25 protein-coding genes and 2 tRNA genes are annotated in these 22,080 nt (G+C 42.4%); 21 read left to right on the top strand and 6 right to left on the bottom strand.

Annotated elements, in window-relative coordinates; all coding sequences use genetic code 11:
- Positions 1–80 precede the first annotated feature (80 nt).
- Positions 81–287 (bottom strand): ATP synthase F0 subunit C, encoded by a 207-nt coding sequence (locus NUV69_05555; protein ID MCR4325119.1) that lies wholly within the window; start codon positions 285–287, stop codon positions 81–83.
- A gap of 116 nt (positions 288–403) precedes the next feature.
- On the bottom strand, positions 404–1,147 hold the full coding sequence (gene atpB, locus NUV69_05550; GenBank protein ID MCR4325118.1) for a F0F1 ATP synthase subunit A: 744 nt from the start codon (positions 1,145–1,147) through the stop codon (positions 404–406).
- Between the two features lie 443 nt (positions 1,148–1,590).
- On the opposite strand from atpB, the gene NUV69_05545 reads away from it, so the two are divergent.
- The gene (locus tag NUV69_05545; GenBank protein ID MCR4325117.1) at positions 1,591–1,740 is read left to right on the top strand and encodes a hypothetical protein; all 150 of its coding nucleotides are present in this window, start codon (positions 1,591–1,593) and stop codon (positions 1,738–1,740) included.
- Here the strand turns inward: NUV69_05545 and NUV69_05540 are convergent.
- Complete coding sequence (locus tag NUV69_05540; GenBank protein MCR4325116.1) at positions 1,737–2,474, bottom strand: hypothetical protein; 738 nt, start codon at positions 2,472–2,474, stop codon at positions 1,737–1,739. The genes NUV69_05545 and NUV69_05540 overlap by 4 nt on opposite strands.
- A 106-nt stretch (positions 2,475–2,580) precedes the next feature.
- On the bottom strand, positions 2,581–3,456 hold the full coding sequence (locus NUV69_05535) for a tyrosine-type recombinase/integrase (GenBank protein MCR4325115.1): 876 nt from the start codon (positions 3,454–3,456) through the stop codon (positions 2,581–2,583).
- 217 nt (positions 3,457–3,673) lie between these two features.
- On the opposite strand from NUV69_05535, the gene NUV69_05530 reads away from it, so the two are divergent.
- The 4 genes from NUV69_05530 (at position 3,674) to NUV69_05515 (ending at position 5,547) form a co-directional block, all read left to right on the top strand.
- Positions 3,674–4,021, top strand: a complete 348-nt coding sequence (locus NUV69_05530) for a septum formation initiator family protein (protein MCR4325114.1) — start codon at positions 3,674–3,676, stop codon at positions 4,019–4,021.
- A gap of 52 nt (positions 4,022–4,073) precedes the next feature.
- Positions 4,074–4,147: transfer RNA gene (locus NUV69_05525), tRNA-Met, on the top strand.
- A gap of 255 nt (positions 4,148–4,402) precedes the next feature.
- Positions 4,403–4,475: transfer RNA gene (locus NUV69_05520), tRNA-Met, on the top strand.
- Between the two features lie 595 nt (positions 4,476–5,070).
- A complete protein-coding gene (locus NUV69_05515; GenBank protein MCR4325113.1) occupies positions 5,071–5,547 on the top strand; it encodes a YbaK/EbsC family protein in 477 nt (158 codons plus the stop codon).
- Here NUV69_05515 and NUV69_05510 read toward each other — a convergent pair.
- Positions 5,544–6,167: a hypothetical protein gene (locus NUV69_05510; GenBank protein ID MCR4325112.1), complete on the bottom strand. Its 624-nt coding sequence runs from the start codon at positions 6,165–6,167 to the stop codon at positions 5,544–5,546. The two genes, NUV69_05515 and NUV69_05510, sit on opposite strands and share 4 nt — an antisense overlap.
- A gap of 286 nt (positions 6,168–6,453) precedes the next feature.
- On the opposite strand from NUV69_05510, the gene NUV69_05505 reads away from it, so the two are divergent.
- The 16 genes from NUV69_05505 (at position 6,454) to NUV69_05430 (ending at position 21,562) form a co-directional block, all read left to right on the top strand.
- Complete coding sequence (locus tag NUV69_05505) at positions 6,454–6,825, top strand: hypothetical protein (protein MCR4325111.1); 372 nt, start codon at positions 6,454–6,456, stop codon at positions 6,823–6,825.
- Between the two features lie 521 nt (positions 6,826–7,346).
- Positions 7,347–8,375: a tryptophan--tRNA ligase gene (gene trpS / locus NUV69_05500; protein ID MCR4325110.1), complete on the top strand. Its 1,029-nt coding sequence runs from the start codon at positions 7,347–7,349 to the stop codon at positions 8,373–8,375.
- Between the two features lie 43 nt (positions 8,376–8,418).
- Positions 8,419–8,883: a hypothetical protein gene (locus tag NUV69_05495; protein ID MCR4325109.1), complete on the top strand. Its 465-nt coding sequence runs from the start codon at positions 8,419–8,421 to the stop codon at positions 8,881–8,883.
- 57 nt (positions 8,884–8,940) lie between these two features.
- Positions 8,941–10,884 (top strand): ATP-dependent zinc metalloprotease FtsH, encoded by a 1,944-nt coding sequence (gene ftsH, locus NUV69_05490; GenBank protein ID MCR4325108.1) that lies wholly within the window; start codon positions 8,941–8,943, stop codon positions 10,882–10,884.
- A 42-nt stretch (positions 10,885–10,926) separates the two neighbouring features.
- The gene (locus NUV69_05485) at positions 10,927–11,412 is read left to right on the top strand and encodes a hypothetical protein (protein ID MCR4325107.1); all 486 of its coding nucleotides are present in this window, start codon (positions 10,927–10,929) and stop codon (positions 11,410–11,412) included.
- A gap of 35 nt (positions 11,413–11,447) precedes the next feature.
- Entirely contained in the window at positions 11,448–12,389 is a 942-nt protein-coding gene (locus NUV69_05480; protein ID MCR4325106.1) for a hypothetical protein, read from the top strand.
- A complete protein-coding gene (locus tag NUV69_05475) occupies positions 12,389–13,036 on the top strand; it encodes an HAD family phosphatase (GenBank protein MCR4325105.1) in 648 nt (215 codons plus the stop codon). The genes NUV69_05480 and NUV69_05475 overlap by 1 nt, the downstream gene beginning before the upstream one ends.
- Entirely contained in the window at positions 13,033–14,172 is a 1,140-nt protein-coding gene (locus tag NUV69_05470; protein ID MCR4325104.1) for a glycosyltransferase, read from the top strand. Before NUV69_05475 ends, NUV69_05470 begins: the two co-directional genes overlap by 4 nt.
- Positions 14,162–14,581, top strand: coding sequence for an NUDIX domain-containing protein (locus NUV69_05465; GenBank protein ID MCR4325103.1), 420 nt, complete (start codon positions 14,162–14,164; stop codon positions 14,579–14,581). The genes NUV69_05470 and NUV69_05465 overlap by 11 nt, the downstream gene beginning before the upstream one ends.
- Before the next feature lie 14 nt (positions 14,582–14,595).
- Positions 14,596–15,441 carry a hypothetical protein gene (locus NUV69_05460; GenBank protein ID MCR4325102.1) on the top strand — a complete coding sequence of 282 codons (846 nt, stop codon included), beginning with the start codon at positions 14,596–14,598 and terminating at the stop codon, positions 15,439–15,441.
- A complete protein-coding gene (locus tag NUV69_05455) occupies positions 15,425–16,117 on the top strand; it encodes a hypothetical protein (GenBank protein ID MCR4325101.1) in 693 nt (230 codons plus the stop codon). The genes NUV69_05460 and NUV69_05455 overlap by 17 nt, the downstream gene beginning before the upstream one ends.
- The gene (gene mutM, locus NUV69_05450) at positions 16,110–16,967 is read left to right on the top strand and encodes a bifunctional DNA-formamidopyrimidine glycosylase/DNA-(apurinic or apyrimidinic site) lyase (GenBank protein ID MCR4325100.1); all 858 of its coding nucleotides are present in this window, start codon (positions 16,110–16,112) and stop codon (positions 16,965–16,967) included. Before NUV69_05455 ends, mutM begins: the two co-directional genes overlap by 8 nt.
- Position 16,968: 1 nt before the next feature.
- Complete coding sequence (locus NUV69_05445; GenBank protein MCR4325099.1) at positions 16,969–17,505, top strand: NUDIX hydrolase; 537 nt, start codon at positions 16,969–16,971, stop codon at positions 17,503–17,505.
- Complete coding sequence (recF, locus tag NUV69_05440; protein MCR4325098.1) at positions 17,505–18,542, top strand: DNA replication and repair protein RecF; 1,038 nt, start codon at positions 17,505–17,507, stop codon at positions 18,540–18,542. Before NUV69_05445 ends, recF begins: the two co-directional genes overlap by 1 nt.
- Positions 18,543–18,716: 174 nt before the next feature.
- Complete coding sequence (locus NUV69_05435; GenBank protein MCR4325097.1) at positions 18,717–19,820, top strand: Fic family protein; 1,104 nt, start codon at positions 18,717–18,719, stop codon at positions 19,818–19,820.
- The gene (locus tag NUV69_05430) at positions 19,817–21,562 is read left to right on the top strand and encodes an ATP-dependent DNA ligase (protein MCR4325096.1); all 1,746 of its coding nucleotides are present in this window, start codon (positions 19,817–19,819) and stop codon (positions 21,560–21,562) included. Before NUV69_05435 ends, NUV69_05430 begins: the two co-directional genes overlap by 4 nt.
- Before the next feature lies 1 nt (position 21,563).
- Here NUV69_05430 and NUV69_05425 read toward each other — a convergent pair whose 3' ends face one another.
- Positions 21,564–22,040 carry a hypothetical protein gene (locus tag NUV69_05425; protein ID MCR4325095.1) on the bottom strand — a complete coding sequence of 159 codons (477 nt, stop codon included), beginning with the start codon at positions 22,038–22,040 and terminating at the stop codon, positions 21,564–21,566.
- Positions 22,041–22,080: the final 40 nt, after the last annotated feature.

Below are 22,080 nucleotides of genomic sequence, written 5' to 3'. Positions count from 1 at the left end.
TATCAAACTATTTGACTTCGACAAGCTCAGTCAATATTCCCTGAGCGAAGTCGAAGGGATTATTGACCCTGATATATTTGTTAGCCGGTAAAAGCTAAAATTAAAGCGTAAATTGCGATAGCCTCTGCAAACGCCATACCGATCAACATTGCGGGTAAAATTTTTCCGGAAGCGTCAGGATTTCTACCAATTGCTTCCATGGCTTTGAAGCCGATAAGTCCGATTGCAAGAGCAGGAATCATTCCTCCGATTGCTATTGATGCGCCTTTTGCTAGTACGATTTCCAAATTGTTCAACCTCCTTTCTAAATAATTTAAGGACAAACCTAATAAGCAAAGCTGTGGTCCTTGTTCTTCGATACTCTTAGGACTGCGGGCCTAACGATTTTTATGATTAATTTTATTTAGTGCCCTTCTTTATTCGTTAAAATTACCATAAATGCAAGTGTTAGTATAGCGAAAATGAGTGCTTGAACAAACCCTACTAAAAGCTCCAAAAAATAGAAAGGTACGGGGATTATAAAAGCAAAGAGTTTGGTGGAGGCGGTTGCCAGAACAACTTCTCCCGCAAAGACATTTCCAAACAGCCTGAAAGAAAGAGAAATAATTTTTGTAAACTCTCCCACAAGTTCCATGATGCCAACGAATAGAAAAATCGGGTTTAAGCTAAACCATTTTTTAAGGTAGTCACTAATGCCAAGATATTTGACTGCATAGTAGTGGGTAAATCCAACAGAGATGAGAGCAAGGCCCAGCGTTGTATTGAGATCGGAATTAATCGATCTTAGATACGGCACGAAAGTTTTTTCTCCATGGATATTTTCGTAAAATCCGATTGTGCCAAAACCAGGAAGGAGCCCCATGTAATTCCCAACCAGGATAAAAAAGAAAAAGCTGGCGATAATTGGTAAAAACACTTTCGTTTTGTCGCCAGCGACACTTTCGACAAGATTACTCAAACTCTCTACTGCAAATTCTGCAACGTTTTGAATACCATGGGGGATTGGGGAAATTTTTCTGGTCGCGAGATAGGCGAAAGTGATCAATATAATTGTCACGATCCAAGTCGTTAAAATGGTATTGGTTATCGGTAGGGGACCAATTTTAAAAAGTTCTTCAGCTGCTAGCGAAAAGTGAGCTTCTGCCATTTTACTTCCAAAAAAAGGGCTTGTTTCGGGAACCCTTCCCCTCAAGTCCTTCGAGTTATATTAACAAACTAAACCAGTTTGGGCAAGGTTTTTACTTGGCAGCGATAGAACCCTGTTCCTCTTGTAGATGAGGGTTGACGACTATTCTTATTTGTTTGCCGAATTCGCCCATCTCGTCAAAGTGTCTTTTGTCTGAATCTCTGTCTGTCTTTTTCGCATAGCCACAGTCTTGATGGTCGTTTATATAATAAAGCAGAAATAATCTCTAAATTCTGGCCTTAAAAAAACCCGCCGAGATATGAGCTCGGCCGGATTGTTTCCTAAGACTTTATGGGAGTATACTAAAAAAGTTTTAAAATCTACAAAACTGAAAAATTGGCCAATAATCCTTCCGACTTCACTCAGGGAGTATTGACTGAGCTTGTCGAAGTCACTAAAACGAAATGATTCGAAAAATTATCTTTTTGATTATCGCGGCAGCGGGAGTAGTATTGATATTTTTTGTCTCGTGGTTTTGGAGACTTCTTCTTGCGCCAATGATTCTAATTCTTATTTTTGACGTGCTTTCGGATCTTTTTAAGAAAAAGGCTTAAGCGGCTTTTGGTTCTGTCGGAGTTTGTGGTTGAGGTTTAGGTGCGGGAACTGGCCGCAACCCCTGTTCATTGACGTCGTAGAGTTTGTGAATTTCCGCAGGAGCTGGAGTTGCGGCTGGTGTGGCTTCTGTTGATTGTGGTGGCGTCGGGCTTGGGTTTGGGGTTGGAATTGGTTCGAATGGCGGTGGGGTTGTGGGTGTGACTGGGATAGGTTCTGGTGTTGTCGCAGGTGCTGGTTCGGGAACAGACGCTCTTCTTGTTTCTTCTATGAGTTCTGCCACTGTGACTAATTCTTCCGGATTTTCCCCTACAAGATTTTTAATCTTTGCGACTACTTCACTGTTATTAACGATTCCGCTTGGTGAGGCGTAATTAAGAAGAGGGACTGCAACTTTGAAATTTCGGTCTTGGAGTGCCTTGTCTCCTAGTCCTTCCGCGAATGCTTTAATTTGACTGATGGGCTCTGCGGAACCTGTTTGTTGCTCCAAACTTTTGGTCCTTTGAGCGATAACTTCTGATAATTCATCAAGAGGTGTCGGGGGAACTTCGAGTGTGCCGCCAGCGAGTTTAATTTCGGTTACAGGTTTATTTCGTGCGAATTCGTAGAGGGAAGCACCGTTTGCTCTCGAGGTTTTAATTGCTTCCAGCTTTTGATCTCGTTCTTTCTGAATACGTTCAACAACTTCGCGATCCAAACCTAGGGCTTGCATTACTTCGGGGGTGACTTCGGGCATGGAACCAGTTTAAACAGTTTTAAAAAAGGTTGTCAATGGAGCTTAGAGTTTCTTCGAGGCGGACTTTTTCCTCCCTTCGACTCTCAGGGTAAACTGCTCGGAAAAGTTAGAGCTCTTCGAGCCTTACCTTTTCCTCGCCTTTGGGGGGTTGGATTATGGCGAGATATCGCTCTGTTGTCGAAAGCCTTTTGTGGCCTGCGACTTTGCTTATTAATATAAGGGAAGTTCCGCGAGACAGGTGATGTGCAACCCAAGTGTGTCTTAGGTCGTTGACCTTAGCGCCAGAAATTCCTGCTTTTTTGTAGAACCTATCGATTGCGGTTCTGATGTTTCTGACCAAAAGCGGTTTGCCGGTTTTTGTAACGAAGAGAGCTTTATTTGTAGTTTTTGCTCTTACTTCTATGTAGCGCTTAAGAGCGGCTTCGGCTGATTTGTTGAGGGGAACTGTGCGTTCTTGTCTGTTTTCTGCCGGTGAAATGTATAAATGTCCTTCTTTTCCTTCAGTTCCAAAGTAGACATCGTCTATTTTTAGGTTTGCAAGTTCTCCAATTCTTATTCCGGTTTGCAATAAAACTTCGATAATTGCAGCAAGTCTTGCGTCGTCGCGAGCTGCGTCTCTAAGTGCTCTGTATTCTAGGGGAGTGAGAATTCTTGGGGGTTTGGTTTCGAATTTTGGATGCTCGACCATGCTTGCAGGGTCGTCGGTAATATATTCCTGAATTTTAAGAAAGCGGAAAAAGGTTTTTGTAGAATTTAGCTTTCTGGAAAGAGATTTTTTAGTGTAGCCTGAATTTTCGAGTTTTGTTAAAAAGCCTCTAATATCTTCGGCCGTTACTTCGTGGACTTGGGCTTTGTTTTGTTCGGTCATAAAACCGACAAGTTGCTCAATATCCTTGCCGTAAGCAAGTATTGTAGAAGTTGTTCTCTTTTTGGTTTTTAGGTGCTCAATAAATTCTTTATGAGCTTCTTGTAACTGTTTCATTTAATGTTTGTAAGTACAAAAATAGCAGTGCGCAGGATCGGCAGCAGGGAAGCTTAACAGTGTAAAGTATACCTGTGGCCTATAGGTATTGTCAAGGACGTGCCTTTTTGGGCGTATAGGCCTTTTATTACATAAAAGGCCTGTGGTACTCGCCAAATAAATTTGGCTCCGTGCCTAAAGCAATTTTTGTAAATATTTAGCCTTGTATAATGATAATGTGAAGAGAAATTTGATTTTGATTTTTGCGGTGCTTTTTATGCTTATTTTGGTGTTTAATGGCGCCAAAAGGTTGCTTGCGCTGCGCACGAATTCACAAGAAGTGACTGAGGCCGAGGTGAGGCTGGAGGAATTAAGCCGCGAGAATGAGAATTTACAAAGAGAACTTGAATACAAAAAAACAGAAAGATTCGCGGAAGAAGAGATCAGGAATAAATTGGGGTTGGCCAAAGAAGGGGAAGTAATCGTGGTTTTGCCTAAGGAAGAAGAAAAAAAGCAAATTAATTTACAACAAGGCCAAAATGATCCTAATTGGAAAAAATGGTGGAGCCTATTCTTCGAAGGTTAAATAAGGTTGACATAAGCCGGTTTTGAAGCTAAAATAACGCAACACTAATCGACGCGGGGTGGAGAAACGGTATCTCGGGAGGCTCATAATCTCCAGAAGTGGGTTCGACTCCCGCCCCCGCTACCAACTCGAAACGACCTTCATTGGTCGTTTCTTTTGACAAGAAACTTAATGTTTCGGTGTTTCTCATTTTCAACTTGCAAGCAAGTTGGATTGAGACATTCAAAAATTAAGAAAAGGACTTGGCACAAGTGGTCGGGTCTTTTTTTTGAGAATTTGATAGAATACAGACTTGGCAGGGTAGCACAGTCGGTTAGAGCGTGGCACTCATATCAGCAGTTCCTTTCAGGCTCCTCTGATATATCAGGTTGTATATTTTAGGGCGGTGTAGCTCAGTGGTTAGAGCGGAGCCCTCATAAAGCTTAGGTCGTAGGTTCGATTCCTACCGCCGCTACAAAATATACAAGGCTGTGATATAACGCCAAGGTCCTGGGTTCGATTCCCAGCCCTGCTACACAATTTCCTACCATGGCTATAAATTGTGGCAATTATCACTTGCAGGTTGGAATTGCTAGGTTGACTAATTTAGGATGTTTTGGTATATTAAAAAGGCAGAAAAGCAATGCTCTTTTGAGGTGGTATTGGCAGTAGGGCAGTAAGTTTGCTACTTTTTAATGTCTAACATTCTTAGTTTACTACGAAACTTTTTATTTATTTTTAAAGCTCGCAAAGCGGCGAGTTTTGTTGTGGTAAGAAGTAAGTAAAAAAACTAAAAAACCACACAAAGCAAGACTCGCCAAGATAGGCGAGTTTTTTTGTGGTTAAAAACAAGGAGGTGAACTTTTATGTCAGAAAGATGTTTATTGGAACAAGTCGGGAACTGCATGAGTTGTGATGTTTTGCAGGTTGCTGTTGAAGGGATCAGGAGGGAGGGCAGAGACGCTGAACCCCAAGTTTTGGCAAGAGTTTCGAGATCATTATGCCCTGAGGGTCTTGAAGTCAGATTGCCAGATAGAATAAGAAGGGATTAATCCTGTATTATTTCCCATATGGCAGTTTTTGGGAAGATCGAGAAGTTTTTAAAAAAAGAGGGAATAGATTTTAAAATTATCGATTTTGGGCAGGAAGTACTTAGGGTGGAGGATGTAATTAAGTTTGGAATAAATCCTAAAGAAACGGTAAAAACTTTAATTATTAAAGCGGAGAAAAAGGTAGGATTTGAATTTAAAACCGTTTTTATCGCGCTAGCGATTCGGGGTCAGGATCGACTCAACTTTAAAAAAGTAAAAAGGCTTTTTGGAACAAAAGCGGAACTCGCGAAACCGGAAGAAGTTTTAAAAGTAGTCAAAGTTCCAGTCGGCGCAGTTTGTCCTGTTTTAGTTGGTATTCCCCTATATTTTGATCGAAAAGCATTGAAACTAAAACGCGTTAATTTAGGGAGCGGGGACTTAACGAAAGGGTTGAACATAGATATGAAAGATCTGTTAAAAGCCGTAGGTGATTATGAAATCGTGGATTTAACTTAGTTGTATTTTACTTTTCGCCAGTTAGAGCTAAGTCCAGAAGTATAGTTTGTGCCTAACTTTTTTAAAACGATCCCTTCATCATAAGTATCGCCTTCCATTTTTTCGAGTTCTACTATCAATTCTTCGTATGTATAAGGTTGAACTAATTTTACGTGTTCGGTTGGTGTTATTAACTCACTTAATTTTCTTTTCCTGTCTTCAATATGTCGTTTAGTCAGATCCTCACCGTCCAAATTTAAAATATCAAACGCTTGAAAGGTGAATTCTTCTTCCGGAGCTTGCCTGCTACCTGTCGATCTGTGAACTACCAGGTTTCTATCAGAGGCATTTTTCCCTTCGGTGTGGACTAATTCTCCGTCGAGGACTGCAATATGTGTGGATGCCACAGGTTCTAGCTCTCGCGCTATCATTCTGAAATGAGGGGTTATATTTCTGGAGTTAACAGTGGTTATTATCACTCCCATAGATGGCGAGAGAAGTATGAGTGTTCTAATTCCGTCGAATTTTTTTTCCGCAAACCACAGGTCGATGTTTCGAGATATATTTCTTGGGGAAATTTCCGTCGGCTTCATCGGACTTTTTGGTAGATATAATTCTGTAGGTTTTCTTTCTGGTGGCATTGCGGCGCTATTCTAGAGTTATGGTTGACTAAAGTCAACGTGGTTTGATATAAAAATGAATAACATATGAGCTCGACCGTTCGAAAGAACATTATTCACATCATTATTAGCCGCTAGCGGTTGGTAATTTTGTGATCGTCTGAGCCAAATAAGCAAAGCTTTTCTACGAATAAACAACAAAATTACTAGCCAGCCCGCTGAGCGGGGTAAAGAAGGGCTAGTTTTTTTGTGGCCCTCCTTCGTTCTGAAGCAGAACTCGGGCGGGTAAATAAAGAAAGGAGGAAATATGATTGTAGAACAAAATCGATCCGAAGTTAGAGAAGTACAAGTAGACTTTGAAGTGGAATTTGTAAATAGTGCTAGGTGTGCACTCCGAGAAGGTTATGCTAGGGTGAATATGTTTGGAGGTGTTTCTATAAGGGTAGCACAAGTAGTGCGAGAACGTGAAGATTTCGTAAAAGATCCATCTCTGGCTCTGGCAAGGGGAATGCTGGGCTTACTTGCCGACGAAAAAAACGAATACAAATGTCTGCGGGTTAGAGTAGAAGGCGATGAGTATTCTTTATTTACTCCTGATTTTCGGTTTGGAGAAGGAAGCGTATATAAAATAAATCGGGATGCGATGAAGGATGTAAGGCCAGAGATAAAGCAACGCTGAGTTTGACTTGAGGCTGCCAATTTTGTTTTAATTTAGACGTGAACCAAGCAAATGTAAGTTACATTTGGATGCACAGGCTTTGCCCCCTTAATTGGGTTGAGTCTTGCGTGGTTCAATAGGAAGATCAAAGTTAAAGTTTAAAAATCAAAATTAACCACACAAGGCCCCGACAAGCGGGGTTTTTTAATGGAAAAATATGCTAGAAAGATTAACTGAAAATTCTAAAGTAGTTGCGAATTTGGAGGACCACCGGAGCTTTATTTCGAAGCGAGGCCACGAGTATCTTTGCACGGGTTGCCAAACGACTCGACTAACTTTGCCTATTAGCGAAGTTGTGAGAAATGATGAAGGGAAGTTCGTGGAAGGGGAAAAACAATATTTTTGCGATCCTTGCTTAGAAAACCATTATGAAGGGATGATATGATGGAAAAAATGAAGATGAGGATACCAACAGGAGACCGACCTACCCCACTTCGTTCTGCAACGCAGAACTTCGAGGGGCAAGCAGGAAGGCATCGATCATGAAGAAAAGAATATTAACGGGGGATAGGCCGACAGGGCGATTACATCTCGGCCATTATGTCGGCTCGCTTAAAAATAGGGTCAGGCTGCAGGATGAGTGTGAATGCTTCTTTATAATCGCCGATCTTCACACACTTACGACAAAGCCCGAAAAAACTGGTGAGCTTAAGGAAAACATTCACGAAATGGTTCTGGATTATCTTTCCGTGGGAATTGATCCTCAGAAGGCGACAATTTATGTGCAGTCGATGATTCCGGAAAATGAGGAACTGGCTGTAATTTTTAGTAATTTGGTGACTGTACCCAGAGCCGAGAGGATTCCGACTCTTAAAGACGTAATGAGGGATGCAGAAATTCAAATCCCATCTCTCGGGCTACTTTTTTATCCCGTTTTGCAGTCCGCGGATATTTTAATGGTGAGGGCGAACTTGGTTCCCGTCGGGAAAGATCAGGCTTCTCATATAGAAGTTACGAGAGAAATTGCGAAGGAATTTAACAGAATCTATCCTTCGACGAGCTCAGGACCTAACGGTGGAGAAACATTGCCTGTTCCAGAGGCTTTGATTCCAGACGATATTGGAACTTTGACAGGAACAGATGGGAAGGCGAAGATGAGTAAAAGTGCCGGAAACGTGATTAATCTTTCGGACAGCAGCGAGAAAGTTAAGAAAAAGGTTATGGGAATGTATACAGACCCGAATCGGGTGCATGGAGATGAACCTGGTGAAGTGGAGAATAATCCGGTGTTTGTTTATTTGGATGCGTTTGCCGGAGAAAGTCACAAGTCACAAGTTGAAAGTTATAAAGAGAAGTATAAAAAGGGAGAAGTCAAGGATGTTGAAGTCAAGGAGTTTTTGGTTGAGGTTTTGGATAATTTCTTGGAACCGATAAGAAAGAGGAGAGCGGAATACGAAGGAAAGCCGGAGTTGATTGAAAAGATTTTGAGAGAAGGGACCGAAAAGGCACGAGCGGAAGCTCAAGAAACATTGAAATTAGTACTCGCGGCGATGAAGATGAACTACTTCTAGATTTTCTTGACAATTTATACTCCCAAGTCTATTATTCGGCCAAATGAGCACTCCAGAGGCATTAAATGTTCTAGAAATTTCGGAGACATATAAGGCCAAACTATTTGTTGTCGACCTTATGGATCCAGATGGTATTAATCTTGAGACTTTTGATAAGTTTGCTCAAGAGGTGGGAGACAGCGAGAAACTTCCCGTACTTAAGTTTGTTGTTATTGACGACAAGATGTTTATTTTTTCTTACGAAGAAGTTCTGCATACAATTTTTTACTCTGCGCTTGTAACGGCGGGAGAGGGTGAAGGGAAGTTGCAAGCAGTTGGTGCACTTTACGTTGACTTTAAAGTTACTCCACCTTTAAGACAAATACATGATTGGTCAGCATCTCTTGCAACCGCCAAAAAATTAGATAGAGGAGATTCAGAATCGTACAAAATGGGAGTGATGACAGATAGACTCGGCGGAGCTTTTAGGGCGACTCGAGATTCGATCGACCCGTTCAGGGTTAGTTAGGCTATTCACGGACCTCTGGCAATTTGAGTTTTCAAGTGATAGAATTAGGCTTCAATCATGGCTAAGAAAAAGATTTCTTCGACAATAAAAGAGAAAAAACCCTTCAACGTTCCTAAGGTTCAGGTTCCTAAAATGAACCGAAAGTCTTCATGGAGAGGGTTTTTAATCTACGCAGTTTTAGGCTTACTTTTACTCTCCTTTTTTATATTTAGTTCGAATCCTGTTAGCCAATTTTCTTCTGCGGAGCCTATTTCTAAGGTAATAAATGATGTTCGCGATCAAAAAGCGCAAAGGATAGAAGTAGATGGCGACAATGTTATTGTTCAACTTAAAGACGGGGCGACTTACACGGCCAGGAAAGAGGAAGGCGCGTCTATTTATTCGATTCTTGAATCTGCGAAGGTCGATCCTTCTAAAACTGCAATAACTGTTAAAAACCGCGCTTTTTCTCAAGCGTGGATTTCTATTTTGTCTTTGGTTTTGCCGCTTGGCTTAATGCTCGTTTTCTTCTTTTTTATATTCAGGCAAGCAAGAGAAGGAGCTTCTTCGGTATTTAGCTTTGGTCAATCACGAGCAAAACAATTTACAAAAGATATGCCTAAATCCACCTTTGCGGATGTTGAAGGTGTAGATGAAGCAAAGCAGGAACTTCAAGAAATTGTCGATTTTCTTAAGCATCCGGAAAAATACAAGGCGATCGGAGCCCGAACGCCAAAAGGTGTGCTTTTGGTAGGAGCTGCCGGAACGGGTAAGACGCTTCTTGCCCGGGCTGTCGCGGGTGAAGCAAATGTGCCGTTTTTCTCTGTTGCTGGCAGCGAATTCATGGAAATGTTGGTTGGTGTCGGTGCTGCTAGAGTCCGAGATTTGTTTGGTCAAGCGAAAAGAAGTTCGCCTGCAATAATTTTTATCGACGAAATTGAATCGATAGGAAGAATGCGTGGTATGGGATTTTCCGGCGGACACGACGAGAGGGAACAAACATTAAACCAGATTCTGGTCGAAATGGATGGTTTCGCGCCTAACGATAACGTAATTGTTATGGCAGCTACCAACAGGCCAGAACTTTTGGATCCGGCTTTAATTCGTCCGGGCAGATTTGACAGAAGAGTGCTTTTGGATTTGCCGGACATAGAAGGTAGAAAAGCGATCATCAAAATTCACATGAAAGGTAAGCCTTTTTCTAAAGATATGGATATCGAAAGGCTTGCCAAAAGAACGGTCGGATTTTCTGGAGCGGATCTGGCTAATATGCTTAACGAAGCGGCAATTTTGGCAGCACGTGAAGCTCGAAAAGAGATTACGAATTTGGACTTAGAAGAAGCCGCGACAAAAGTTAAGTTGGGGCCACAACGAAAGAGGATGCAGTCGGAAGAAGAAAGAAAGATGACCGCTTATCACGAAGGTGGGCACGCAATGGTAGCGCATCTTTCCCCAAACGTTGACCCCGTTCACAGAATTTCGATTGTAGCTAGAGCTTCTTCCGGTGGGCACACAGAGGTGCATTCTCAGATTGATAGGAATATAGAGACGAAGAAGAGGTTACTTGAGCGAATCGCGATGGCGCTTGGTGGAAGAGCAGCGGAGGAGTTGGTTTTCAAGGAATTTACGACAGGAGCTTCTGCCGATCTGGATAATGCTTCTAGCATCGCAAGGCTGATGGTTACGGAGCTGGGAATGAGTGATCTGGGACCGACTGTATTCCAGCCAAGACCTCAGGCAGGAGGGTGGCCACCCATGTCAATGGAACAGAATCAAGTATCTCCACAACTAGCGGGGAAAATTGATATTGAGATAGCTAAAATTATCGATGCAGGATATAAACAAGCAAAAGATATTTTGATCAAGAACAGGAAGAAGCTCGATTTGGTCGCCGATACTCTGATGGAAAAAGAAACTTTGGAAAGAGAAGAGTTTGAAAAATTGGTCGGAAAACCCGTGTCGGCTGATTCTAACGGAGAAACAAAGTTTAAAAAAGTCCCCGCAAAATCCGCACAAGCCTAAATTTTTGACAAAGGTAGAGAAATTAACTAGACTACAACACTTATGGCGACAGAAACCTCACCTACAATAGACCAAGAAGACGAAAGGTGGAGAGAATTAATTGAAAGCGGCAGGGACGTTAGTAATTATGACCTCTGGAATTTAGGTGAACACGTTATGCGTTCAAGTAGAGGATCTAATTGGAAAAACGGTATTTTGAGTCTGAGGCAAAGAGACGAAAATGCTTACGCGGACGTAGAAATGCGATACTGGGCCGACGATGAAAAGCATAAAGAGGTAATTCATGTGGCGTATGACTCAAAGGGTGTTTTCCCTAAGGATGATTTTCTCGTGACGAAAGATTCTAGGACAAATGACGTTTATTTATCAAGGAGAAGACGAGAACCTTATTCTCCTCTTGTAGGCTACTACCTTTTTAAAGAAGAGGACCAGTACGAAAGACTTACTCTAACGTCAGAAGGCAGGATTCATTTTGCGAGAAAGTTGTGGGAAACGCACGAAACACCCCGTTTACCTCCTGGGAAATAAGACCTCAAAATCTTCTCTTGTGCTAAAATTTGGCCATGAACTCACTCCTTTTGATAGATGGAAACAATCTGTTCCATCGTGCCTATCACGCGTTGCCTCCGCTGACGGATAAAACCGGTCAGAACGCTAATGCTGTTTTTGGTTTTTCGAACATGCTTATTAAAGCTGTAAATGAAGTTAAGCCGACATATGTTGCATGCGCGTTTGACACAGCTGCGCCTACTTTTCGCCATATTGAATTTGAAAAATACAAAGCGCAAAGGCCTGCTCCGCCGCCTGATTTATATCCACAGCTGCCAAAAGTTAAGAGCGTCTTGGATGCTTTCGGGATTCCTTATTTTACAAAAGAGGGTTACGAGGCTGATGACCTGCTCGCGACAATCGCGACGGCGGCTAGAAAAAAGAAGATTGTAACGACGATTCTTTCTGGGGATCGTGATGTTCTGCAGATTGTAGATGGGGATATAAAAGTTCAAATGCCCGGATGGAACTTGACTACGACTACTCTCTACGGTCGAAAAGAAGTAATCGAAAAATTTGGAATAGAACCGAGGCAAATGGTCGATTATAAATCTTTGATTGGGGACACTTCGGATAACGTACCTGGAATTGCCGGAATAGGACCTAAAACGGCGAGTGATTTACTCCAGAAATACGACAATTTGGAAACGGTTTTTGAAAGATTAGATGAAATTTCGCCAAAAGTCGCCGATAAACTTAGGACAGGGCGGGATTTGGCACTGGCTGCTAAAAGTTTGGTGGAGTTGGACTGCGACGTAGACTTGGAGTTTAAGATTGAAGACTTAAGATTTAATCCCGACTGGGAATTAGTAAGGGCAGAATATGAGAAATTAGGATTTAAATCGATAGCATCGAAAATATCAGGAGGAAGGGTAACAGAAGAGACATTCTCCTCCGCTGAAGCTTCGGAGGACAAGAAAGATGAAGAGAAGGGTGACCAGTTGGAGTTAATTTGATGGCTATTCGTGCCGCGATTTTTGATTTTGACGGTGTTTTGGTGAATTCCCCGGAGTTTATAGCAAAAGCTTACGAAGAGTTTTTGAGAGTTAGAGGTAAGGATCCGAACATTGATCACAGTAAATTCATGGGTAGGACCGGAATTGCCAACATGAGGATTTTAAAGGAGAAATATGGATTGGAAGGGGAAGCAGAGAATCTTCTTGCAGAAAGAAGGGCGATTTCGGATTCGCTTTGGGAAGAAAATATGGCCTTGATGGACGGGGTACGGGGATTATTGGAGAGGCTTAAATCTAAGGGGATAAGGTGTGGAATTGCTAGCAGTGCAAGGCGAGATAAAATAAAAGGAGCTCTGGTTAAATTCGGAGTCGACGATTTTTTTGAGGTTATTGTAAGCGAGGAAGACGTAACGAATGGTAAGCCAAATCCCGAGGTATTTTTAATGGCGGCAGAGAAACTTGGCGTTGCGCCTGAGAACTGTGTGGTTGTAGAGGATGCACTCCATGGTGTTGAGGGAGCAAAAGCAGCCGGGATGAAAGTTGTTTTTGTGCCGGACGTTCGTTTTACAAAAGCGCGTCACGAAAAAGCGGACGTGATTTTAAAAAATCTTGACGAATTAACAGATGAAGTGATGGATAGTCTATGAAGGTTGCACTGGTTCATGATTATTTAGGGGAATTTGGTGGAGCCGAGCGAGTTCTTTTGGCGCTTTCGGAAATCTGGCCAAACGCGCCGATTTACACAGCTTTTTACAGAAAGGATTCGCCAGCGTACGCGCGATTTAAGGGTCGTAAGATTATTACTTCCTGGGCACAAAAAGTGCCCTTTTTCAATACAAAATTGCACAGCCCCTTAAGATTTTTAGCACCAAAAATCTGGAATAGCTTTGATTTTTCTAACTTTGATGTCGTTATTACTTCGAGTAGTTGGTATGTGACCAAAGGAGTAAAAAAGGGACCTGGGACGATTGAGATTTGTTATTGTCATACGCCGCCGAGATATCTTTATGGGTATCCGACTTCTGTCGAGTGGCAAAAATATTTTTTGGTGAGGATGTACGCGCTTTTTATTAATCACTACATGCGTATTTACGATTTTGAAGCGGCGCAAAGGGTTGATTACTTTATCGCCAATTCGCAAAACGTCGCAAGGAGAATAAAAAAGTTTTACAGAAGAGACGCGGATGTTATTTATCCGCCTGTTGATTTGCCAAAGGCAAAATCAGTAGACAGTAAACGGTCGACGGTAGACGGAGGTTATTTCTTGGTGGTTTCGCGAATTGTTGGTGGGAAAGGGTTAAAACTTGCGGTGGAAGCAGCAAACAAACTGAATGTGCCGCTTAAAGTTATTGGTAAGCCGGCCGGCTACGCGTCGGAAGAAAGCAATATGAAGAAAATTGCCGGGAAAAACGTCGACTTCCTTGGATACGTAAGCGATCGTGAACTGGCGAAATTGTATGCGGGAGCACGGGCGTTTTTGGCGCTTGCGACAGACGAAGATTTTGGAATCACGCCGGTTGAGGCGATGCTTTGTGGTACTCCGGTTATCGCTTACCGAGGCGGAGGTTATCTGGAAACTGTTATTGATGGTAAGACAGGCGTCTTTTTTGAACAAAATAGTGTAGAATCTCTAACTGGCGCTTTGAATAGCTTTATGAAGCTTGAGAAAAAAGGCACTTTTGATTCAGTCGCAATCAAACGCCACGCAAAGAAGTTTGGCAAAGAAAGGTTTAAAGAAGAAATTCTAGAATTTGTAGAAAGTAAAGTGAAGAATGGAAAGTGAGCGGGAAAAATTCCCATTAGGCATAAACATATTTGTTATTCGTGACGGTAAGTTGTTACTTGGGAAAAGAAAAAATGCGTATGGAGATGGGGATTGGGGGTTGCCGGGTGGACATCTTGAAAAAGGAGAAAAAATGGTTGGAGCTGCGGCTAGAGAATTAGACGAGGAGACTGGTTTATCTGCTCAAAGTTTTACATTTTTGAACATGGTTAATGATGCGAGAGATGATCAACATTACATCCAAATAGGATTTCTAGCGAATGACGTTGATGGCGAGCCAGAGCTGAGAGAGCCGGATAGATGTTATGAGTGGGAGTGGTTCGGCCTCGGCGAATTGCCAGACAATATTTTTGTTGGACACGCCCACCAGATAGAATCATTTAAGAGAAAAGTTAATTTCTTCGAATAAGAAAGGGTAAAAAAATGGTAGAAGCAACTAGACAAACAGAATCAATACAACACGAACGAGTAAGTAGCCTCGCTGAAATATTACGTGAATTGGAGCCGAAAGTGGATACCGACGCTTCTCGTACAAGACTCGAGTTGGCCTATATCTTAAAAGGCAAATTGGAGATTTCTAAAACAGCAGCAGTGAGAATCCAGAGAGAATCAATAGAAGAAGGGGTTATCGAGATGGTGTCGGGAAAGAGATTTGATAAAGATGGGGCCCTAGCTCTTGCGGCTATATGTTTTGTCGTCAAAGAAAATTTCAGACAGACCCAACCCTTAGTTATCTCGTGGGAACGTGTTATCGAAGAGACAAGAGAAGCACTTGGGGAAAATCATCAAGTCTCTCGAAGATTACGGGTACCGGCGAATTCTGACAGAGTTTTGTCGATAGAAATGACTCCCTCGGATTTTTTTCGAGGGAGAAATAGAAGAAGTGCGTATGACAGGGATGTGGATAAGGTAGAAGGTGTGGAGGAAGCAACTATGATGCCAACATGGTTAGAAGAGGAGCGAGCTATGGAGATCGCGAGAGGTTTCAACATAAAGAAGCTCACAGATCTTTACGAGAGTCTGCGGGGGACAATAGATACAGTCCGTTATTCTGCGGAAATGCCACCATCTATCATTGCTAAAATTGTAGAGATTTCTTGCAAATCAAGAAGACAAGTATCTCCTCAAGAGCCCGATTCTGTTAGTAGTTTCACTTTTAAAGTTGCTGTCCGTGATTGTGTTGAGCTTTTGAAGACGCTTGATGGTGTAAACGATTTAGCACAACTTGATTCATTAGTAATGAGATCTAGATATGCCAGAACTTCCTAGAGATCAAATTGATATCGACGAGCTATTAAGAGAGCAAATTGGCTTCGAACTTATGAGGCGAGCTATTGGGAAGGTGGAGATTTTAGATGATTCCCCTCTTGGTCCGATTGGAGAATTAAGTGGACCAATAAGACGGTCAATTGACGAGACACTCGATGATGAAGACAAATTCAGGGAGCATGTTGAAGAAGCTGTGAAATCTGTAAAAAATGTAGAAAGATTTCCTCGGACTACTGCTGCAGTGACCTCTACTTATTTAGGGACTTACACATATATGATGCATTTAGCTGAGAGAAGGATGTTGGGGAGCATAGACAGTAACAAATTATGGGTCGGAGCTCTTATGCATGATTTTAGTGCTGGATTTTCCGTTGTATTGGAATCAGTTCAAGTTGCGCATAGAGCTTTATATCTGGAGGAATATACCCGAGACGATCCTTCCGGAGAAATGAGGACGGAACAGCATTTAGGAGGTCTTTTGAGACAGGATGAAACTGGATTTTCTATCGTAGATACTCAGGTTGAGCATTTTGTTCTAGCTGCCGAGTTTCCAACCGGTATTTTGGTTAAATCGTACAATAATCCGGAATTTGTTATAGCCGGTGCAGAAATGGCACAAGAATATTACAGAAAGTTATATCCAAAAATAGAGGAGGTCTTGCGAGGAAATGCCTGAGTTGCCTGAAGTAACTGTAATAGTGAACGGATTAAATAAAAAACTCAAAGGGCTGACTTTTAAGTCGGTCGTGTTTGATTGGCCAAAGGGGTTCCAATGGGGAAATTATCGAGATGATAATTTGAAGGGCGCGAAGGTTACTGGGGTAGAAAGACGTGGGAAGGTAGTTTTAATTAACACGAACAGGTTCACAATTTTAATTCATCTTAAACTCACTGGCCAACTTGTTTATCAGGATGAGAAGACGAGAATTGCCGGCGGGCACCCAATTCCGCCCTTGAATCGTCCAGCTCCAAACACGACAACGAGGGCAACTTTTAAGTTTACAAACAGGGGCTACTTGTTCTTTAACGATCTAAGAAAATTTGGCTGGGTGAGGTTTGTAGAAAGCGATGAGGAGAAAATAGCTTCCGCAATCGGGGGCAGGCTGGGTCCGGATGCCCTGGCCATTTCTCATAAAGAATTTGAAGAGAGACTGAAGAAAAAGCCTAAAGCTCGAATCAAAAAGTTGTTGATGGATCAAAGTTTTGTTTCCGGAATAGGAAATATTTATTCGGATGAAGGATTATGGAGGGCAAAAGTTCACCCCGCAAGAATAATTGGAAGTCTGAGTGATGCGGAAATTAAGGCAATACATAAAGGAGTTCAGGACAGCCTTAAGCTGGCGATAGAAAAAGGCGGGTCGAGCGCGAATTCATTTATAGATAGCGGAGGGGAAAAAGGTTTATTTTTAAGCTTTGTGAAGGCTTATCATATGACAGGGAGGCCATGCGCAAGGTGTAAAACACTGATCGTTAGAAAATTTATGGATGGGCGCAGTGCTCACTTTTGCCCGAAATGTCAGGTTTAAAATGACAAAGCCTTGGAAAAAACTATCTAGCAAAGTGGTTTTTGAAAATAACTGGATGAAGGTTAGGCTGGATCAAGTTATCGACCCAGTTGGAAGAGAAACCGACTTCGGTATTGTCGAAAAAGAGGATTATGGGCTGATAATTCCTAAAGTTGAAGACAAGTTTTACTTGGTTAATGAATATAGACTTTCGGTCGACGCGCGTTCTTGGGCGTTTCCTCAGGGTCATTTCGAAGGCGATAAGTCCATTGCGCATAGTGCTCTGAGGGAACTGGAAGAAGAAACCGGGTTGATTGCAAAAGAACTGAAATATCTAGGTCAACTTTATCTTGCGCCTGGATTTTGTACTCAGAAGTTTTCTGTCTACATTGCAGAAGATTGCAAACAAAGTGAATTCAATCGTGATCTTACCGAAATTGATATGAAGGTGGGCTCATTTAGCTTTGATAAGCTTCGAAAAATGATCAAAGATGGCGAAGTTAAGGATTCTCCAACCGTGGCTGCCTTTGGGCTGTACTTGCTTTCGCAAAATAGCTGATGCAGATTTTAAATCTTCACGTAACTAATTTTCGTAATTTTTCTTCCAAAAAATTTGTTTTTGATCCGAAGTTGACCGTTGTTGTGGGGCAAAACGGCAGCGGTAAGAGCAATATGCTGGAAGCGGTTGGGCTTTTGGCTGCGACTCGTGCCAAGAAAGTCGATACGGATTTGGATTTGGTTAAGTTTGGGCAATCTGAAGCAAAGATTGAAGGTTATACCAAGCAGAATTCAGAGGAAGAAGTTAAATTGACTATAAATCTGCAAGTTGTAGACGAAAGACTCGTCAGGAAAGCTTACTTTATAGACGAAATTAAAAAGAGGCTGATTGATTTTACCGAACATTTTTCTGTTATTGTTTTTGAGCCTAGTGATTTGGATTTAATTAGCGGATCTCCTTCGGAGCGCAGACACCATTTGGATATTTTGCTTTCGGTTTTAGATCGTGATTACTGGAGAGCAATATCTGCCTACGGAAAAGTTGTAACTAGAAGGAATAGGGTTTTGCAAAGGATTCAGGAAGGAAAAGCGAAGAAAACTGAATTGGATTTTTGGGACGAGCGATTACTAGAACACGGGGGCGAAGTTTCTAGAAAGCGGAAGGAATTTTTTGAATTTATAAACTTCGTTAACGGAGAAAAAGGCGCTTACAAATGGGAACTTGAAGAAAGCGTGCTTTCGGACGAAAAGCTGGAGCGAAATAGGGAGCGCGATATTGCGGCCGGTGTGACACTTTCGGGGCCACACAGGGACGACTTTAAGTTTTTGTTTCGAGGCAAAAATCTGGAATATTTTGGGTCCCGGGGAGAGCAGAGAATGTCCGTTCTTGCTTTAAAATTGTCTGAGCTTGAGCTGTTTAACGCAAAACGAGGGGACAGGCCAATTTTGGCGCTAGACGATATTTTTAGCGAACTTGATTGGGAGCACAGAGAAGCGGTTTTGGGTGTTATTAATAAGCAACAAACGATTATCACAGCAGCAGAGCCTAATTCTATTCCAAGAAAGTTAGCCAAAACTTCTAAGATTATAGAATTGTAGTTGTATTTTTGCGGTTATTATGCGATAATTAACGCATTAGTGTCATTCTGAACCTCTCGATTGTCACTCTGAGCGTAGCGAAGAGTCTCGAGATAAACTCCGTGAAGGATCTAGATCCTTCCTTGCACTCAGGATGACAGAGGAGGAGATTGCTTCGTCGTTTCTCTCCTCGCAATGACGATTAATATGTATTCCCCAAAATTCACGATAAATTCCGCCATCCTCAAGTACATTGGCAAGATAGAAGCTTCCAAAGAAATTATTGAAAACGCGCCTTTGGTGCCTGCGTATGAGGCTAAATTTAGGCAAGAGGCGATAATCCGCACGGTTCACCACGGAACACATATTGAAGGAAATGAGCTAGATACGGGTGAAGTCGCGGCGGTTTTGGCCGCCGGCCCAGAGGGCCTTGGGCCCGGAGGGAAGGACATCGGAATTGACGCGAGAGACCGAGATATTCAAGAGGTTTTGAATTATCGAAATGTACTTAAGTTTATCGACAAATCAAAGAATAAAAAGGCTAAATTTTCGGAAAAAGACCTTTTGGCAATTCATAAACTAACAGTAGAGAAGGTTTTGAGAGCGGATGCTTCTGGGAAGTTTAGAAGTACGCAAGTTGTAGTTAAAAATTCTAAAACCGGAGAAGTTAGTTTTTCTCCGCCCAAGGCGGGTGACGTAAAAGATCTGGTTGGTGAATTTCTCGATTGGCTAAATTCTACAGACGGGCAAGAAACTCATCCGGTAATTAAAGCCGGAATTGTTCATTATGTCTTGGCGTTTATCCATCCTTTTGTCGATGGGAACGGGAGAACGGCGAGGGCGTTTGCGACGATGGTTTTGTTTGCCGAAGGCTACGACATCAAGAAGTTCTTTTCGCTAGAGGAGTTTTTCGACAAAAACGCGCCAAGGTATTACAAAACTTTGCAGTCTGTTTCTAATCAGAAAGTGGATAGTTTGAGTGAGCGTGAGTTGACGCCGTGGCTGGAGTATTTTTGTGAAGGATTGGCAGAAGAACTAAGCAGAGTTAAAGAAAAGGTTCAAAAGCTGTCGCTCGATCTTAGGATGAAAGGAAGGACAGGACAAATCGCGCTTTCCGAGAGGCAATTAAAGCTTGTGGAGTATATTGAGCAGTACGGGTCCGTCAGCAATAAACAATGGAGAAGCTTGCTGCGAGATTACAGCGACGATACAATACTCCGCGACCTTAAAGATTTGCAGAAAAAAGGCTTGATCAAGAAGAAAGGTTCCACAAAGGGAGCTGTGTATATTCTAAAATGACGTTTTCCAACTTAGCGCAGTGTTTTGAAAAACTAGAGGGAACAAGCAAACGCTTGGAGATGATCGATATTCTATCTAACTTGTTTAAAGAGTCTTCGGCTGCCGAAATCGGGAAGATTATGTACCTGATTCAAGGTAGGGTGGCGCCATATTTTGAGCCAATAGAAATCGGAATGGCGGAAATGCTGGTGGCTCAAGCTATTGGGAGGGCTTACGGAGAGTCAAAGGATGATGTCGTTGCGCTTTACAGAAAAAAAGGGAATATGGGTTTGGCTGCTCAGGAACTTGCCCAGAAGCATAAACACAAAGGTGACCCTTCGGTAACTCAAGTGTTTAATGATCTTTTAAAGATCGCTAATCATTCTGGTAAAGGAACGGTTGACCAGAAAGTTTCGGGATTTTCGGATATTTTGAAATCTTTAGACCCGATTTCTGTTAAACACGTCGTTAATATTCCATTGGGCACTTTAAGGCTGGGAATTGGTGATCCAACGGTTATGGACGCGCTTTCTCTGGCCAAAAAGGGAGATAAATCGCTGCGGCCGATTTTGGAAGATGCTTACAACAAAACCAGCGATTTGGGGTATGTTGCGGAAACTTATTTTAAGCATGGAGAAGAAGGGTTGAAGAAGGTGCATTTGATAGTTGGGAAGCCGGTAAGGCCGGCGCTCGCGGAACGATTACCGAGTGCTGACGAGGCAGTAAAACGGCTTGGAGATAAATTTGTCGCGGAGCCTAAATTCGACGGATTTAGAATCGCGGTCCATAAAGACGGAGACAAGGTGGAGCTTTTTTCGAGGAACCTTGAAGACATGACGCACATGTTTCCGGACCTGGTAGAAGGAGTGAGGAAAGAGGTTCACGCGAAAAGCGTGATTTTGGAGGGTGAAGCGATTGCTTATAACCCGGTAACTCAGGAGTTTTTGCCCTTTCAGGAAACGACAAAGAGAAGAAGAAAGTATGAAGTAGAACAGATGGCCAAGGATATGCCGCTGGTGCTTTTCGCTTTTGATATTTTGTATTTGAACGGACGCGACATAACGGAGCTTCCGCAGACGGAAAGAAGAAAGAAGCTGGAAGATGTGACAATGGAGCATAATTTGGTTGTGAGATTGGCTGAGCAAAGAGTTCTTCACAGCGCAAAACAGATCACAGAATTTTTTAACGAGGCAGTTTCCGAAGGATTAGAAGGACTGATGCTTAAGAAGCTCGATTCGCCATACAAAGCCGGAGGCCGTGGTTTTCATTGGGTGAAGTTTAAAAGGGCAAGCGCGGGGGCACTAACAGATACTGTTGACTGTGTACTGCTGGGAGTTTATTCCGGCCGCGGAAAGAGGACGGAATTTGGCGTTGGAGGTCTTTTGGTTGGTGTGTACAACGAGAAAGAAGATAAGTTCGAGACGATCTCGAGAATTGGTACAGGGCTTACAGATGATGAGTTTAGAAAGGTGAATAAAATTGCTAATAAGTTGAAACTTAGCCATAAACCCGCGCGGGTAACCGCCAAAATTGAGCCTAGTTATTGGGTAGAACCGAAGGTTGTTATGGAAATTTACGCGGATGAAATTACGAAGGGGCCAATTCATACGGCTGGGGAGAAAGACGGGTTTGGGTACGCTTTGAGATTTCCGCGATTGGTCAAGTTCCGAGGCGATGACAAAAGAGCAGAGGATGCAACAACTGTGACTGAGATCAAAAAATTATACGCAAACCAATACGCAGGTTTAAAGAAAAAGAAGTAGGTCAGTTTTTGTGAAAGTTTGCTCTCTGCAGTTCTTGTTTTATTGTTCTCTGCATTTCCTTCAATGCGGTTCGGGGAGATATTCCAATAAGCATATGAAGAGTAACAACCTCTTGACCATCGGAGCGGCCAAAAGTTATTACATGAGATGGAAGTAGATTTGGAACAGTAAATCTTTCCATGTGATCTCTTTGCCTTTTGTTGTCGGGAGTAAGAGCTTGAACTTCTGGTGATATTTCCATGGCTAATATTTTTTCTAAATAGCTTTCGTAGTCTAGATCTGGCTCAACCTGCCCCACAGCTGTAGCAGCCTCTCTACCTAATGCTAATGGAAAATAGCCAAATGTGGCTTCACGTACTCCTCTTACGCTGGGTACTCCTTCTAGAATTACATTATTTACCCCTGACTCGTTTCCCATGTTCGCAAATTTGAGCATTTGCTCTGCTATTTTTTCAACGTCTGGTGCGGGTCTTTCCATAAGAGGGAATTATATAACAACATTGTTGACAAGTCGGTTG

This window comes from Candidatus Curtissbacteria bacterium (genome assembly GCA_024654445.1).
Lineage (GTDB): Bacteria > Patescibacteriota > Microgenomatia > Curtissbacterales > GWA2-41-24 > JANLHP01.
This window is presented reverse-complemented; position numbering and strand designations above follow the sequence as displayed.

What these genes read in the sequence shown, in the direction of transcription:
- NUV69_05475 (MCR4325105.1), top strand. Translation starts at nt 12,389, where the DNA reads ATGGCTATTCGTGCCGCGATTTTTGATTTTGACGGTGTTTTGGTGAAT.
- trpS (MCR4325110.1), top strand. Translation starts at nt 7,347, where the DNA reads ATGAAGAAAAGAATATTAACGGGGGATAGGCCGACAGGGCGATTACAT.
- NUV69_05515 (MCR4325113.1), top strand. Translation starts at nt 5,071, where the DNA reads ATGGCAGTTTTTGGGAAGATCGAGAAGTTTTTAAAAAAAGAGGGAATA.
- NUV69_05510 (MCR4325112.1), bottom strand. Translation starts at nt 6,167, where the DNA reads ATGCCACCAGAAAGAAAACCTACAGAATTATATCTACCAAAAAGTCCG.
- NUV69_05540 (MCR4325116.1), bottom strand. Translation starts at nt 2,474, where the DNA reads ATGCCCGAAGTCACCCCCGAAGTAATGCAAGCCCTAGGTTTGGATCGC.
- NUV69_05465 (MCR4325103.1), top strand. Translation starts at nt 14,162, where the DNA reads ATGGAAAGTGAGCGGGAAAAATTCCCATTAGGCATAAACATATTTGTT.
- ftsH (MCR4325108.1), top strand. Translation starts at nt 8,941, where the DNA reads ATGGCTAAGAAAAAGATTTCTTCGACAATAAAAGAGAAAAAACCCTTC.
- NUV69_05435 (MCR4325097.1), top strand. Translation starts at nt 18,717, where the DNA reads ATGACGATTAATATGTATTCCCCAAAATTCACGATAAATTCCGCCATC.
- NUV69_05495 (MCR4325109.1), top strand. Translation starts at nt 8,419, where the DNA reads ATGAGCACTCCAGAGGCATTAAATGTTCTAGAAATTTCGGAGACATAT.
- NUV69_05470 (MCR4325104.1), top strand. Translation starts at nt 13,033, where the DNA reads ATGAAGGTTGCACTGGTTCATGATTATTTAGGGGAATTTGGTGGAGCC.
- NUV69_05445 (MCR4325099.1), top strand. Translation starts at nt 16,969, where the DNA reads ATGACAAAGCCTTGGAAAAAACTATCTAGCAAAGTGGTTTTTGAAAAT.
- NUV69_05460 (MCR4325102.1), top strand. Translation starts at nt 14,596, where the DNA reads ATGGTAGAAGCAACTAGACAAACAGAATCAATACAACACGAACGAGTA.
- NUV69_05430 (MCR4325096.1), top strand. Translation starts at nt 19,817, where the DNA reads ATGACGTTTTCCAACTTAGCGCAGTGTTTTGAAAAACTAGAGGGAACA.
- NUV69_05455 (MCR4325101.1), top strand. Translation starts at nt 15,425, where the DNA reads ATGCCAGAACTTCCTAGAGATCAAATTGATATCGACGAGCTATTAAGA.
- NUV69_05545 (MCR4325117.1), top strand. Translation starts at nt 1,591, where the DNA reads ATGATTCGAAAAATTATCTTTTTGATTATCGCGGCAGCGGGAGTAGTA.
- NUV69_05485 (MCR4325107.1), top strand. Translation starts at nt 10,927, where the DNA reads ATGGCGACAGAAACCTCACCTACAATAGACCAAGAAGACGAAAGGTGG.
- recF (MCR4325098.1), top strand. Translation starts at nt 17,505, where the DNA reads ATGCAGATTTTAAATCTTCACGTAACTAATTTTCGTAATTTTTCTTCC.
- NUV69_05505 (MCR4325111.1), top strand. Translation starts at nt 6,454, where the DNA reads ATGATTGTAGAACAAAATCGATCCGAAGTTAGAGAAGTACAAGTAGAC.
- atpB (MCR4325118.1), bottom strand. Translation starts at nt 1,147, where the DNA reads ATGGCAGAAGCTCACTTTTCGCTAGCAGCTGAAGAACTTTTTAAAATT.
- NUV69_05535 (MCR4325115.1), bottom strand. Translation starts at nt 3,456, where the DNA reads ATGAAACAGTTACAAGAAGCTCATAAAGAATTTATTGAGCACCTAAAA.
- NUV69_05480 (MCR4325106.1), top strand. Translation starts at nt 11,448, where the DNA reads ATGAACTCACTCCTTTTGATAGATGGAAACAATCTGTTCCATCGTGCC.
- mutM (MCR4325100.1), top strand. Translation starts at nt 16,110, where the DNA reads ATGCCTGAGTTGCCTGAAGTAACTGTAATAGTGAACGGATTAAATAAA.
- NUV69_05425 (MCR4325095.1), bottom strand. Translation starts at nt 22,040, where the DNA reads ATGGAAAGACCCGCACCAGACGTTGAAAAAATAGCAGAGCAAATGCTC.